This window comes from Sphingomonas changbaiensis NBRC 104936, from assembly GCF_000974765.1.
Taxonomy (GTDB): Bacteria; Pseudomonadota; Alphaproteobacteria; order Sphingomonadales; family Sphingomonadaceae; genus Sphingomonas_B; species Sphingomonas_B changbaiensis.
The window spans coordinates 46,767-59,982 of the sequence record NZ_BBWU01000021.1 but is presented as its reverse complement, the minus strand read 5'-3'; the positions used below and the strand labels follow the sequence as shown (position 1 = coordinate 59,982).

The window sequence follows — 13,216 nt, the reverse complement described above, 5'->3', positions numbered from 1 at the left end:
GCGCGGGGCAGTTGAGCGCTCCCCGCGGCATCCCTAAGTAGGTCGCGAACAAGGAGTTGAACGCATGGCCACCAAGCAGATCACCGACGCGAGCTTCCAGACCGACGTGCTTCAGGCCGACAAGCCTGTGCTGGTCGATTTCTGGGCGGAATGGTGCGGCCCGTGCAAGCAGATCGGCCCGGCCCTCGAAGAGATCGCGAGCGAACTCGGCGACCGCGTGACGATCGCCAAGCTCAACATCGACGATCATCCCGACGCCCCCGTCCGCTACGGCGTGCGCGGCATTCCGACGATGATCCTGTTCAAGGGCGGCGTGCCCGCGGCCACCAAGGTCGGCGCCGCGCCCAAGAGCCACATCAAGGGTTGGCTGGAGGGCGAGCTTTAAGAAAATCCCCTCTCCCATAGGGAGAGGGAGTTCGGATTTTCGGCTGTCCCCCGGACAGCCGAAGATTGTGTCCGGGGGACACAATCTCATCCGAACTCGCGGCAATGCCGCGAGCGGGGTGAGGGGATCGGTGCTTGGAAATCAGCCTCCGTATCCCCTCACCCGGTCAGGCTGACGCCTGACTCGACCTCTCCCTACGGGAGAGGTGTTTGCAGAGGCGGCTCGGTTCCGCTGAGCCCTCGCGTATCCGGGCGGAAGCGATCGTGGCGCGGAAGGTCATCGCACGCTTCCGCCCAAGGAATGCGGCTGGCGTAGAAAATGTGGAAGCCAGGCGCGAGGCGGCCCGGTTCGTCCAAGGTCGCCACGCTGAAGTCGATCGTATCCGGCTGGTGTTGCACATGCATGCCAAGCGGCGTGCCACATTCGCCGCAAAAGATGCGCCAGCCGAAGTCGCTTGAGGCGAAGCGGCTCACGCTGCTCGTTCCCTTCACGATCTCATAATCGTCGAACGGCACGGTCGCGAACGCCATTGCAGGGGAGCCGGAGTTCAGCTGGCAGGTGCGGCAGTGGCACCATCCGGCGTCGGAGGGCGCGCTGTTCAGCCGGTACCGCACCGTTCCGCACGCGCAGCCGCCCGTCCATTCCGCCATCGCTTAGCTCCGGTAATCGGCGTTGATCGAGATATAGCCGTGCGTCAGGTCGCAGGTCCAAACCGTCGCGCGGCCGGCGCCGAGGCCGAGGTCCACGCCGATCTCGACCTCCTCGCCCTTCAGGTGCTGGGCGACAGGCGTTTCATCATAGCCGCTGACCGCGCAGCCGCCGTCTGCGACGATGGTGTTGCCGAAGCGGATCGAAAGCTTGTCGCGGTCGGCAGGCTCACCGGCCTTGCCGACCGCCATCACCACGCGGCCCCAATTGGCGTCCTCGCCCGCGACTGCGGTCTTGACCAGCGGCGAGTTGGCGATGCTCATCGCGATCCGATGGGCGCTGCCGTCCGTCGTGGCGCCGGTCACCTGCACTTCGATGAACTTCGACGCGCCTTCGCCGTCGCGCACCACGAGCTGGGCGAGTTTCAGGCACAATGCTTCCAGCGCGGCCGCGAAGGCATCCGCGCCGGCATCGTCGAACGAGGCGAGGGGCGCATTGCCCGCCTTGCCCGTCGCGAAAGCGAGCACGGTGTCGGACGTCGATGTGTCGCCGTCGACGGTGATGCAGGAGAAGGTCCGCCGGTTCGCTGCCGCCAGCAGCTGCTGCAGGAAGCCGGGCTCAACCGCGGCGTCAGTGAAGATGAACCCGAGCATCGTCGCCATATCCGGCGCGATCATGCCAGAGCCCTTGATGATGCCAGCGAGCGTGACCATTCGGCCGCCGATCACCGCCGTCTGGACCGCGCCTTTGGGGAAAGTATCGGTGGTGCCGATCGCTTCGGCCGCGGCCAGCCAGTCGCACGCGGGTGCAGCAAACGCGGCGTCGAGGCCGGCTTCCGCCTTGTCGATCGGCAGTGGCACGCCGATTACGCCCGTTGAAGCGATGAATATGTCCGACGGCTGGCAGCCGAGATGCGCCGCCGCCCGCGCGGCGATCGCCTCGACCGCAGCCCTGCCGCGATTGCCGGTGAAAGCATTCGAATTACCCGCATTGACGACCAGCGCCCGCGCCTGGCCGAGCGTCAGTGCCTTGCGGCACCATTCGACTTCGGGCGACGGGCATTTGCTGTTGGTCAGCACGCCCGCGACCGCCGTGCCCTCGTCCAGTGCGACGAAGGTCAGGTCGCACCGATCCCATTCCTTGTATCGCGCCCGCGCGACCGCTGGGCGGGCGCCGGCAAGCGGCGGCAGGTCGGGGAAGGGGCGGGCGAGAGGAGAGCGGTCGGGCATGGCTCAGCCGATACTCACCCGCCCACCACGATGCTAGACGTGGCAAACGTCGATCGTGGGTAGTGGACGCGCCCGCGGGTCGACACTATGTCACGCGGCACTGCCGAATTCTTGTTGTTGAACGGACATCGTTTGCGTTTTCTGGTGCACCTTCTGGCGCTGATCGCGGGCATCACCGGCTTGATCGCCGGCCCTGCGGCTGCGCGCGCCAGCGAGCCGATCGTGATCGCGTCCGCGCTGCCCGGCGCAGTCGAGCAGGCAAGCGAATCGGCGGCCGTCCGACGCCTGGCACCCGCGTTGGTCAGCTTCGTCGAAGCGACGAACGCGCCCGATATCGGCCGCCAGGTCCTCACGCCTCAGTCGCACCCGGTCGACGAGCGCCGGATCGAATAGCGCCCGCGGCGCTTATTCTTCACCGCCGGGCGCGGCATCCGCCCGATCTGATCTCCATTATCGATAGGTATTCCCATGCTCGGCGCAGTCGCCAAGGCTATTTTCGGCTCTTCGAACGAACGCTACGTCAAGTCGCTTCAGTCGACCGTTAACCGGATCAACGGCTTCGAAGCCAATATCTCCGCGCTCAGCGACGAGGATCTGGCCAATCAGACGATCTTGTTCCGTGAGCGGCTCGCGAATGGCGAAAGCCTCGACAGCCTTCTTCCCGAAGCGTTTGCCACGGTGCGCGAGGCCGCCAAGCGGACGCTCGGCCAGCGCCATTATGACGTGCAGATGATCGGCGGTATCGTGCTCCATCGGGGCGAGATCGCCGAGATGCGCACCGGCGAGGGCAAGACGCTGGTCGCGACGCTCGCGACCTATCTGAACGCGCTGCCAGGCCAGGGCGTCCATGTCGTGACGGTCAACGACTATCTCGCCTCGCGCGACGCCGAGTGGATGGGGCGCGTCTATCGCTTCCTGGGGCTCACCGTGGGCGTGATCATCCCCAACCTGACGGACCAGCAGCGCCGCGACGCCTATGCCGCGGACATCACGTACGGCACCAACAACGAATTCGGCTTCGACTATCTGCGCGACAACATGAAGTACGAGCGCGAGTCGATGGTGCAGCGCCCGTTCAACTTCGCGATCGTCGACGAGGTGGACTCGATCCTGATCGACGAAGCGCGCACGCCGCTGATCATTTCCGGTCCGACCGACGACAAGTCCGAGCTGTACAAGCAGGTCGATGCGGTCGTGAAGCAGTTCGTCCCTGACGATTACGAACTGGACGAGAAGCAGAAGACGATCATCCTGACCGAAGACGGCACCGAAAAGGCCGAGCGGATGCTCGAGGCTGCGGGCCTGCTCCAGGGCGACAATCTGTACGATTTCGAGAACACCCAGGTCGTCCATCACCTGAACCAGTCGCTGCGCGCGAACGCGATGTTCAAGCTCGATACCGATTACATCGTGAAGGACGGCAAGATCGTCATCATCGACGAATTCACCGGTCGCATGATGGACGGGCGGCGCTGGTCCGACGGCCTGCACCAGGCGGTCGAGGCCAAGGAAGGCGTCAACATCGAGCCGGAGAACCAGACGCTCGCCTCGATCACCTTCCAGAATTACTTCCGCATGTATCCGAAGCTTGCCGGCATGACCGGCACGGCCGCGACCGAAGCGGGCGAGTTCCACGACATCTACAAGCTGAACGTCGTCACCATCCCGACGAACCTGCCCGTCAAGCGCGTCGACGAGGACGATCAGTTCTACAAGAATATCAAGGACAAATTCTCCGCCATTGCGAAATCGATCGAAGAGCATAGCGGGCGTGGTCAGCCGGTGCTGGTCGGCACCGTGTCGATCGAGAAGTCGGAGCTGCTGTCGCAATATCTCCGCCAGCTGAATGTGCCGCATAACGTGCTCAATGCCCGCTTCCACGAGCAGGAAGCGCATATTGTCGCGCAGGCCGGACAGCCGGGCGCGGTGACGATCGCGACCAACATGGCGGGCCGCGGCACCGACATTCAGCTGGGCGGCAACGTCGAATTCAGGGTCGAAGACGAGCTGTCGCACATGCCGGAAGGGCCGGACCGCGACGCGGCGATCGCCCGCATCAAGCGCGAGGTCGAGGAGTCCAAGCGCAAGGTGATCGAAGCCGGCGGCCTGTTCGTGCTGGGCACGGAGCGGCACGAGAGCCGGCGCATCGACAACCAGCTGCGCGGCCGCTCCGGCCGCCAGGGCGATCCGGGCCTTTCCCGCTTCTACCTGTCGCTGGACGACGACCTGCTGCGCATCTTTGGGCCGGACACGATGTTCTCGAAGATGATGAACGCGAACCTGGCCGACGGCGAGGCGATCGGATCGCGCTGGCTGAACAAGGCGATCGAGACCGCGCAGAAGAAGGTCGAGGCGCGCAACTACGACATCCGCAAGCAGCTGCTCGAATATGACGACGTCATGAACGACCAGCGCAAGGTGATCTACGAGCAGCGCACCGACATCATGGACTCCGACATGCTGGAAGACGTGGTCGAGGACATGCGGCACGAGACCGTCAACGCGCTGGTCGGCGAAGCCTGCCCGCCGCACACCTATCCCGAGCAGTGGAATATCCAGGGGCTGAAGGATCGCGCCCGCGATACGCTCGCGGTCGAGATTCCGATCGAGGACTGGATCCAGGAACAGGCCGTCGATCCCGAGATGATCGAGGAACGGCTGCGCACCATGACCGACGAGGTGATGGCGGCGAAGGCGGCGGAGCTGGAGCCCTCGACCTGGATGCAGGTGGAAAAGAGCGTGCTGCTGCAGTCGCTCGACCATCACTGGAAAGAGCATCTGTCGACGCTCGACGCGCTGCGCCAGGTCGTCCACCTGCGCGCCTATGCGCAGAAGACGCCGATCAACGAATACAAGCAGGAAGCGTTCGCGTTGTTCGAGCGGATGCTGGAAGCGATCCGCGAGGACGTGACGCGCGTGCTCGGCCATGCCCAGTTCATGGCCGCGCCGCCGCAGCTGCCGCCGATGCCGGAGTTCGTGACCACGCACATCGATCCGCTGACCGGCGACGACAACAGCTGGGACCAGGATGCGGCGAGCGGGCTGATGACCTCGACGCTGCCGCCGTTGCAGATCGCTCAGCCGCTGATGGCCGCGGAACTGGGTGACGATCCTGCTCAATGGGAAGGCCGCGTCAGCCGCAACGCGCCGTGCCCGTGCGGATCGGGCAACAAGTACAAGCACTGTCACGGGGCGCTTTGAGCCAGGATTTGGCCGCTATGGCCGTCCAACAGCGCGGTTTGGCCTGAGCTTGTCGAAGGCCTCCCTTCTTCTTTAGACACCCATGTCTGAAAAAAAGGGAGGGCTTCAACAAGCTCAGCCCAAACCGAGGGCGGTGACGCTTGCTGGTCTTAGTCGTCCTCTTCGCCCTCACTGCCGTGCTCTATGCGAGCGTCGGTTTCGCGGGCGGGTCGACCTATAACGCGCTGCTGGCGCTGGCCGGCGTCGATCACCGGGTGTTCCCGATCGTCGCGCTCGTCTGCAATCTGATCGTCGCGGTCGGCGGGACGATCCGCTTCGCTCGTGCGGGGCTGATCCCCTGGCGCAAGGTGCTGCCACTGCTCGCACTGTCGGTGCCTGCGGCTTGGGTCGGCGGCATGCTGCCGGTCTCCCGTCACCTGTTTCTGGTCCTGCTCGGCAGCTCGCTGCTGGTCGCGGGCGTGTTGCTGCTGGTCCAGCCGGAGCGGGAGATGACGGAGCGGCGCGCGACGGTCATCGGCCCGGCGGTCGCTGGCCCGCTCGGCCTGCTATCCGGCATCGTCGGGATCGGGGGCGGCATTTTCCTGGCGCCTATGCTGCACCTGATCGGCTGGGACCGCGCCCGGCGTGTCGCTGCGACTGCGTCGATTTTCATCCTTGCCAATTCGCTGGCCGGGCTTGGCGGGCAGCTGACCAAGATTGCCGGTCACCCGGAGCTGATCCGCGCCGCGGCCGGCTATTGGCCGCTGGCGCTCGCCGTGCTGGTCGGCGGCCAGATCGGCAGCCGCGCCGGCGTGCAGCTGCTGCCGCCGGCATGGCTACGGCGTTTGACGGCGGTGCTGATCCTGTATGTCGCTGTCCGCATCCTGCTGCAGGTCTGGGGCGCCGCTTAGCACCTCTCGCGCGGACCCAGGCGAAACCGCGGCCCTGATCGGCCGTTTGATCAACCGAGATGTCTTCATGCCCGCCTGACGCACAATGGCCGGACGGCACGATTTTCACGGTCGGCCATTCGACATTGCCGATCGAGAGTTTCGTCGCCTTGCTGAAGGCTTATAGCATCGAACGGCTGGGGGACGTCCGGACTGTGCCGCGGTCGCGCCACAATCCGCAATTCAACGCCGACGCGCTCGGCGACAGCCTGGCCGCGGCGGGCATTGTCTATGTCCCGATGCCGGCGCTCGGCGGCTTGCGGCACCCGCACCGGGATTCACTCAACAGCGGTTGGCGCAACAAGAGCTTTCGCGGTTATGCCGACTATATGCAGACCGCTGCGTTCCAGGACGCGGTCGACGAGCTCGTGCGCATCGGCCGGCAAAGCCGCACGGCGATCATGTGCGCGGAAGCGGTGCCGTGGCGCTGCCACCGGTCGCTCGTCGCCGACGCGCTGGAGGTGCGCGACGTGCCGGTCGTCGAGATCATGTCCGAGACCGGTTGCCGCATGCACGCGCTGACGCCGTTCGCACGCGTGGATGGCAGGTCGATCACCTACCCGCCCGAGCAGCCGCGGCTGCTGTAGCACTTGCCGGATGGCCAGCCGCCGCCGCCCCTCCGCTAAGGGGCGGCGCCCTCTGCTACTTCACGTCGGCAGGACCGTAATAGATGCCGTTGAACAGCAGCTTGAACGTGCTGAACGGCTGCGCGCGGGACGTCACCTCAGGCCCGAGCAGGAAGACATGACCCTTGCCCAATTGGGCGTCCACGATCGCGGTTGTGCCGTTCAGGGCCTTCTGTCCCCATGCCCAGCCCGAGCGCAGCGGTGTTTCGCTGTCGAACCAGGCGACCTTCTTCGCGCCGGGGCTGGTGACCGTGAAGACCGGGCTGTTGTAGTAGAACACGTCCGCCGTCTCCGGCATGCCATAGGCAAGCGGGTCCGAGACATCGAATTTGGCGCTCAGGATTGATCCCGGAATGTAGAACTCCGTCGACGGCAGCGGCACCCGCTTGCCGTCCTTGCCGATCTTGGTCAGCGGATCGCTGACCGGCAGGCCCAGCGCCTCGCCCAGCGAGCCGGCGTCGCCCACCGTTACGACAGTGCCGCCCGCCTTGGCGAAGGCGGCGATCTGCGGGTAGGTCTTCTCCTTCGTGATCGCGCCCAGCATGGGCCGGTATTCGGCCGGGATGTCGGCGGCGTCCGGCTGGCGGCGGGCACGGCCTTCGCGGCCCAGCACGTCGGTCTGGAACACCAGCACGTCATATTTCTTGCCGAGCCCGCCCTTGTCGAGCTCCTGCGGAAAAACCTTGGTGTAGGGGAATTCGAACTGCTCGAAGATCCAGCGGGTCCAGCCTGACGCCATCGAGCCGCCATAGACGTCGACCAGTCCGATGCGGACCGGCTTAATCGCTATCGTTTCGGCCTGCGGCTTGGGCGCCGCATAGGCGTCGATGCCGAGCGGACCGACGCTCGACGTCACGATGCGGCGCGCTTCGGCCGAGGCGGGGATCCACAGCGCGCCCGGCGCGAAACTCTGTCCGGCGACCGTCACCGGCGTCTTCATCCAATAGACCGGCTGCTTCGCCTTCATCAGACGATTGGTGAGGGTGAAGCTGTTGTTGGTCGCGTGGCTGACGACGAAGCCGTCGCCGCCCGACCCGATGACGTGCCCGGCCGGAGGCGTCAGCTCGTCGGGCACGGCCGGAAACTGATCGGGAAACGCATCGAGCACCCGGTCGAACTTCACGTTCATCTGGTAGGAGAGGTTGTAGCCGGTGACGTCATACGGCTTGTTCGGCGGCCCGCCCGGATAGGCGAAGTCCTGCGGATGGTCCTGCGGCTCGAACATGTCGAGCACATGCGGTCGGAAAGCCTGGTCCGTGCGGACCACGAACGAGCCCGCGGGATAGGTTTTGCCGCCGAAGGTGAACGGCCTGTCCGCCTGCTGCACTTCGACGCCCAGTTTGATCAAGGCGTTCAGGAACCGGATCGTCGTCGGCATGTCCGGCTGGCTGTCAGCCGGGATCAGATAGGCGCGGGGCGCCCGGTGGACAGGATCGTGCAGCACCGTGTCGTAAAGCCTGGAATCGACGACGTGCGCGCCCCGAAACTCGCCCGTGTCGACGGGCTTCGGCGCGCTCTTCGCGGCTTCGTTCAGCGCCGTGATCCGCTTGGGCGTGATGACCCAGCTGTCCTCGCTGCCTTTCCGGATCTGGTCCCGGCCCATCACGTAACGATTGTAGAGAAGGGTTGAGCTGTTGCGCGACGCCCAGTCCATGACGGCGCGGTCCATCGATTTCACATAGTCGATCGATTGCTGGAAGTGCCACGGCTGGGGCGCGATTGGCGCGATCAGGTCTTCGCGGGCCAGCTGGTTGTCGGGAACCAGCGGGATGTCCATCGGCGTCGGATTGCCGATGATCTCGGTCAGGATGCCGATCGCGTTGTGGAAATAGCTGACGGTGCGGATGCTGCCGTTGAACCAGGTGGAATAGGGCGCTCCGGACCGCATGGTCGATCCCGGCTTGCCTTCCGCGAGCAACCGGCCGTGCATCTGATAGGCAAGCGCATCGGTCTGGTTGATGACCAGCGGGTCGTAGTTGAAATTGGGATAGTCGCGGAAAGGCGGAATGAACACGACGGTGCCGACCGGACCGGTCTGGTGCTCGTTATAGATGATCTGCGGAAACCATTCGCGAAACGAGGCCCGATTGATGTTGGTTATTTCGGGCATGTTCGACATGTAGCTGTCGCGATTATCGTCATGGCCGACATATTTCTGATACAGCGTCGGGATCGTTTCCGTGCGCCGCTTCAGCTTGTCGGCCGGACGCATGTACCAGTCGGCGACCAGCTCCAGACCGTCGGGATTCGCGAACGGGAACAGCACGATCTCGTCGCCCAGGATTCGGAGCGTCTCCGGGTCGTTGCCGGTCAGCATCTCGTAGATGATCTGCGGATGGGTCTGGGCGTTGACGACTTCCGTCGCGTGCAGGCCGGCGTCGATCCAGACGATCGGCTTGCCTTCCTTCGCGAGCGCATGAGCCTCGTCGTCGGTCAGGCCTTTGGCCAGGGCCAGCGTCTTCGAGATTTCCCGGTAATGATCGAGCTTTGCGAGATTCTCGGGCGACGAGACGATCGCCATATATTGCTCGCGCCCCTCGGCCGTCTTGCCGATGCTGACAAGCTTCATCCGGCTGCTCTCGGTCGCGGCCTTCTGCAGCCACTGCGTCATCATCGTATAGTCGGCGAGGAAATAATCCGTGCCCGTCCTGGTGCCGAATACGGCCTCCGGCGCGGTGACCTGGTCGGTCGTAGCGGGGGCCGGTGCGGCCTGGGCGGTGGCAGGCGCGGCCGCCAACATCAGTGCGACAATCGAAGCGCGGTGCATCTCAACTCCCTTGGCGAGGCAAACAGGCCGTCAGCGTTATCATTATTTCAGCCGGGCACGAGGAGCGAGACCGGGCCCGGTTGATCGAACCATTTCGGCCGTGCACACCCGCATCCGCGTTCCCTATCGACATTCCGGTCGCCGTATTTAGTATACGATGAATGCGGCTCGTCTAGGAGATTCAGGTGCAGATGAACTGGGTGCGGATTTCGACCTCGATGCTGGCGATTGTCGGGGCGGCTGCGGCGCACGCTCAGGAGGCGCCGGATTCAAACGCATTCGGCTTTCACTTCGCCGGGCCCGCGCACGGAAACCGTGTCGCCTCCGTGGCCGGCATTCCTGGCGACAAGACCACCTATTATGCCGGCGCGGCCTCCGGCGGCATCTGGAAATCCACCGACGGCGGCAACAAGTGGGATCCGATTTTCGACAAGCAGTCCGTCGCGGCGATCGGTGCGCTGGCGGTCTCTCCCGTCAACCACAATGTTGTCTGGGCAGGCACCGGCGAGGCTTGGGCGATCCGCGACATGGATGTGATGGGCGACGGCGTCTATCGCTCGACCGACGGCGGCAAGACCTGGGCCCATGTCGGCCTGAAGGGCACCGGCCGCATTGCGCACATGATCGCGAGCCCCACCAATGCGGACGAGGTCTGGGTCTGCGCTGCCGGCCGCCTGACCGGACCGCAGCAGGAGCGCGGCGTCTTCCACACCACTGACGGCGGCAAGACCTGGACTCGGTCACTGTTCGTCGATCCGAACACCGGCTGCTCAGGCCTGTCGATGGATGCGAAAGACCCGAACACGCTGGTCGCGGGCACCTGGCAGGTCGTGATGCACACCTGGGGTGAGTTCAGCGGCGGCCCGGGCAGCGGCGTGTTCATCACCCATGACGGCGGCAAGAGCTGGAAGCGCGTGGTCGGCCACGGCATGCCGACGAAGCCGGTCGGCAAGGTCGATGTCGCGATCGCACCGACCGATTCGAAGCGCATCTATGCGCTGATGGAAGCGCCCGGCCAGGGCGCGCTCTGGCGCTCGGACGATGGCGGTGAAAACTGGCGCGTGATGACCTGGGATCGCACCCTGATCGGGCGCGCCGGCTATTACATCAAGATCGCCGTCTCTCCGGGCGACGAGAACAAGGTCTACGTTGCCAGCAGCAATTATCACGTCTCGACCGATGGCGGGAAGAATTTCGAGATCGAGCGGTGGGGCGGCGACAATCACGACATCTGGCTGGACCCGAAGGACCCCGAGCACTTCGCCATCACCTATGACGGCGGCGTCGACGTCACCACGGTCGGCGGCCGCGGCTGGAACAAGACGGACCTGCCGATCGGCCAGATCTACCATGTCGCGGTCGACGACCAGATTCCGTACAATTTCTACGGCAACATGCAGGACAACAGCACCATGCGGGGCCCCAGCGTTCCGCTGGGCTCGACGTCGTGGGGCATCGGCAGCGGCGCCGGCTGGGAGCACGGCATGGGCGGCTGCGAATCGGGCTGGACCGTGCCCGATCCGAGCGACCCGAACATCGTCTGGGCGACCTGCTACGGCAACGAAGTGACCCGCTGGGACGGGAAGACCAAGCTCGCGCGCTCAGTCAGCCCGTGGCTTCACATCCTGAGCTCCGCGCCCAACGACACCAAATATCGCTGTCACTGGACGGCGCCGCTGGCGATCGATCCGTTCGATCCCAAGTCGGTCTATTATGGCTGCCAGGTGATCTTCAAAACCACCGACGCGGGCGAGAGCTGGAAGGTCATCAGCCCCGATTTGTCGACCCAGGACCCGAGCCGTCTGGTTTCGTCGGGCGGCCTGACCGGCGACAATCTTGGCCAGTTTTACGGCGAAGTGGTCTACGCCATTGCACCGTCCAAGAAGCAGCGCGGCCTGATCTGGGCAGGCACAGACGACGGCAAGCTGTGGTACACGACCGATGGCGGCGGCCGCTGGATCGACGTCACCAGGAACATCACCGGCCTGCCGGCCTGGGGCACGATCACCAGCATCGAGCCGTCGACGTTTGACGCGAACACGGCCTATATCTCGGTCGATTTCCACATCAACGACGATCGCGATCCGTACATCTATCGCACGCGCGACATGGGCAAGACCTGGACGCGGATCGACGGCGATCTGCCGCGCGGCGAGCTCGCCTATGTCCGCAACGTCTCCGAGGATCCCAATGCCAAGGGTCTGTTGTTCGCAGGGACGGGCAATGCGCTCTATTACAGCCTGGACGATGGCGGCCATTGGACGCACCTGCGGGAAGGATTGCCGCCGTCGCCCGTGACCTGGACGGTCGTTCAGCCGCGCTTCCATGACCTGGTCGTGTCGACCTGGGGCCGCGGTTTTTACATCCTGCCGGACATCACGCCGCTGGAGCAGATGTCGGCAGACCTTGCCGCCGGCAAGGCGTCGCCGGACGTGCGGCTGTTCGATCCGCGGCCGACCTATCGGCTGTCGCGGAACCAGGCCGTCTACATCAACTATTCGCTGAAATCGGCCCCGGCCAAAGAGGTCAAGGCCGAGATCCTCGACGCCGACGGCGCGGTGATCCGGACGCTCGATCAGAAGGGCAAGGCGGGGCTGAACCGCATCGTCTGGGACATGCGCTATCCGCAGCTCGACAACGTGCGGCTGCGCACCACACCACCGCAGAACCCGTTCATCTGGGACGAGCCCCGCTTCAAGAAGAACCGCGCCTATCGCACGGTGACGCAATGGGGCTTGCCGACCCGCCAGAGCGGGCCGATCGTGCCGCCGGGCCATTATCAGGTCAGGCTGACGGTGGACGGCCAGACGCAGACGGCGCCGCTGGAGATCATGCTCGATCCGAACAGCCCTGGAACGGTCGAGGATCTGGCCGCGACCACGAAGCTGGGGCTGCGCATCCGGGACGACGTCAAGCAGACCTCTGATATCGTCAACAGCATCGAATGGCTGCGTCGCCAGCTGGAGGACATGCAGCCGCAGTTGACCGGAAAGAATGCCGGGCTGAAGAAGGCCGTCGACCAGATGGACCAGAAGCTCCAGACCGTCGAATACCGGCTGTTCAACAAGGACATGGCGCCCAGCGACGACAAATATTACCTGTCCGCCTACAAGGTCTATTTCAACCTGCTGTGGATGTATGCCGAAGTGAACGGGCACGTCCTCGACGTGTGGGGCAGCGCCGAACAGCGGCCGACCCAGACGGCGCCGCAGATGATCGACATGCTGGAAGGCGAGCTCAAGAGCGGCGCTGCCGATTATGCGAGCCTGATGGCCAAGGACCTGCCGGCCTTCAACCGGATGCTCGAAGCGAAGGGCCTGCCGGCGCTTACCACGACCCCGCCAGCAGTCTCGGAAGAGCAGCTCGACCGGGACGACGAGGCCGATGCGGCCCAGAGCGAAAGCGAAGGAGAAGGCGGCGACGGCTGAGGC

General features: G+C 64.8%; 9 protein-coding genes. 6 read left to right on the top strand and 3 right to left on the bottom strand.

From position 1 onward, the window contains the following. Positions 1-64 precede the first annotated feature (64 nt). Positions 65-385 (top strand): thioredoxin, encoded by a 321-nt coding sequence (gene trxA, locus SCH01S_RS05110; RefSeq protein WP_046347703.1) that lies wholly within the window; start codon positions 65-67, stop codon positions 383-385. A 194-nt stretch (positions 386-579) separates the two neighbouring features. Here the strand turns inward: trxA and SCH01S_RS05105 are convergent, their stop codons facing one another. After that, a complete protein-coding gene (locus SCH01S_RS05105; protein ID WP_046347702.1) occupies positions 580-1,035 on the bottom strand; it encodes a GFA family protein in 456 nt (151 codons plus the stop codon). Between the two features lie 3 nt (positions 1,036-1,038). Next, entirely contained in the window at positions 1,039-2,262 is a 1,224-nt protein-coding gene (argJ, locus tag SCH01S_RS05100) for a bifunctional glutamate N-acetyltransferase/amino-acid acetyltransferase ArgJ (protein ID WP_046347701.1), read from the bottom strand. Between the two features lie 144 nt (positions 2,263-2,406). Between argJ and SCH01S_RS05095 the strand changes: the two genes are divergently transcribed. From SCH01S_RS05095 to SCH01S_RS05080, 4 genes are all read left to right on the top strand, one after another. Continuing rightward, positions 2,407-2,655: a hypothetical protein gene (locus SCH01S_RS05095; RefSeq protein WP_169746356.1), complete on the top strand. Its 249-nt coding sequence runs from the start codon at positions 2,407-2,409 to the stop codon at positions 2,653-2,655. 75 nt (positions 2,656-2,730) lie between these two features. After that, positions 2,731-5,463: a preprotein translocase subunit SecA gene (secA, locus tag SCH01S_RS05090; RefSeq protein ID WP_046347699.1), complete on the top strand. Its 2,733-nt coding sequence runs from the start codon at positions 2,731-2,733 to the stop codon at positions 5,461-5,463. Positions 5,464-5,603: 140 nt separating this feature from the next. Beyond that, the gene (locus SCH01S_RS05085) at positions 5,604-6,353 is read left to right on the top strand and encodes a sulfite exporter TauE/SafE family protein (protein WP_046347698.1); all 750 of its coding nucleotides are present in this window, start codon (positions 5,604-5,606) and stop codon (positions 6,351-6,353) included. A 59-nt stretch (positions 6,354-6,412) separates the two neighbouring features. Continuing rightward, positions 6,413-6,979, top strand: a complete 567-nt coding sequence (locus tag SCH01S_RS05080; protein WP_046347697.1) for a DUF488 domain-containing protein — start codon at positions 6,413-6,415, stop codon at positions 6,977-6,979. Between the two features lie 55 nt (positions 6,980-7,034). Here the strand turns inward: SCH01S_RS05080 and SCH01S_RS05075 are convergent, their stop codons facing one another. Further along, entirely contained in the window at positions 7,035-9,785 is a 2,751-nt protein-coding gene (locus tag SCH01S_RS05075; RefSeq protein WP_084689399.1) for a M14 family metallopeptidase, read from the bottom strand. Positions 9,786-9,970: 185 nt separating this feature from the next. On the opposite strand from SCH01S_RS05075, the gene SCH01S_RS05070 reads away from it, so the two are divergent. Further along, complete coding sequence (locus SCH01S_RS05070; protein ID WP_157032809.1) at positions 9,971-13,213, top strand: exo-alpha-sialidase; 3,243 nt, start codon at positions 9,971-9,973, stop codon at positions 13,211-13,213. Positions 13,214-13,216: the final 3 nt, after the last annotated feature.